This window comes from Leucobacter soli (assembly GCF_042659205.1).
Classification (GTDB): Bacteria; Actinomycetota; Actinomycetes; order Actinomycetales; family Microbacteriaceae; genus Leucobacter; species Leucobacter soli.
The window spans coordinates 1-1,186 of sequence record NZ_JBHSRW010000391.1 but is presented as its reverse complement, the minus strand read 5'-3'; the positions used below and the strand labels follow the sequence as shown (position 1 = coordinate 1,186).

The window sequence follows — 1,186 nt, the reverse complement described above, 5'->3', positions numbered from 1 at the left end:
CGCCGCTCGGCGGGGCGTCGGTGGCGGGCTCGGTCACGGGGTCTCCCTCGGGTCGTGCGCGAGCGGAGTCGCCGCGCGCGGAATGCGACGGCGGCGGCGATGCACGGACGTCATCGCGAGATTACGCCGAAACCTCGGAGTCTGTCGCGCGCGCGACGACCTTGTTAACGTCTTGTTACGTTCGATCGCCTATCCGCTGACGTTGTGAGTGACGGTGGCGGAGGCGGTTCACCGCGTGTTCACCGCGTGCGAGGGCGCACGTAGCCGCCGTCCTCGAGACCGGCCTCGATCTCGAAGCGGTTGCGCAGCGGGTCCCGGCCGGCCAGCAGATAGAGGATCGGCAGCGCCATGCCGTAGTGCCGCCACTGCTCGCGGTGCACGCGCTCGTGGCGCAGCACAGCCTCACCGGTGTTGCGATCGGTCAGGTAGCAGGATCCGACGCAGCTGCCGCCCCGGCCGAAGGCCCACGACGGCATACCGGTGAAGACCCAGAGGCCGCCGACCCGGCGCACCTCGCCCGTGCTCCAGATCGACCCCCAGACGAAGCCGACCGCCGTCGCGTAGAGGTAGCCCAGGCGGGCGAGGGGCCAGGGGCGCGGTGCGCGTGAGGACTGCTCGCTCATCCGGCGGACCCCTGCTCCGGGTCGGTGACGAAGTCGATGAGCTGCTCGACGCGGCCCAGCAGGCTCGGCTCGAGGTCGCGGTACGAGCGCACGCGGCCGCGGATCCGCGACCAGGCGTCGGCGATATCCGCCGGCTCATCGGCCGGCCAGCCGAGCGCCCGGCAGATGCCCGCCTTCCACTCGACCGGCCTGCCGTCGACCATGCGCGGGATCTCCGGCCAGGCCTGCAGTCCGAGCCGCTCCGGCTTCACCGCCGCCCAGATGTCGACGAAGGGGTGCCCGACGATCAGCACGTGGGCGCCGCCCGCACCCCGTGCCACGCGCTCCGCGATCCTCGTCTCCTTGCTGCCTGCGACGAGGTGATCGAGCAGCACGCCCGCCCGGCGCCCCGGTCCCGGGCCGAACTCGGCGAGCACCTGCTCCAGGTTGTCGGCGCCGTCGAGCAGCTCGACCACGACGCCCTCGACGCGCAGGTCGTCGCCCCAGACCTGCTCGACGAGCTCGGCGTCGTGCTTGCCCTCGACGAAGATGCGGCTCGGCATCGCCACCCGGGCGCGCTGCGG

At 72.5% G+C, this 1,186-nt stretch carries 2 protein-coding genes; both read right to left on the bottom strand.

The features are described 5' to 3' along the window. Positions 1–239: 239 nt before the first annotated feature. Positions 240–623, bottom strand: a complete 384-nt coding sequence (locus ACFPZL_RS13445) for a Fe-S oxidoreductase (protein WP_218115182.1) — start codon at positions 621–623, stop codon at positions 240–242. Then, on the bottom strand, positions 620–1,186 hold a 567-nt coding region (locus tag ACFPZL_RS13440), incomplete at its 5' end, for a DUF3097 family protein (RefSeq protein ID WP_382335880.1). The genes ACFPZL_RS13440 and ACFPZL_RS13445, both read right to left, overlap by 4 nt.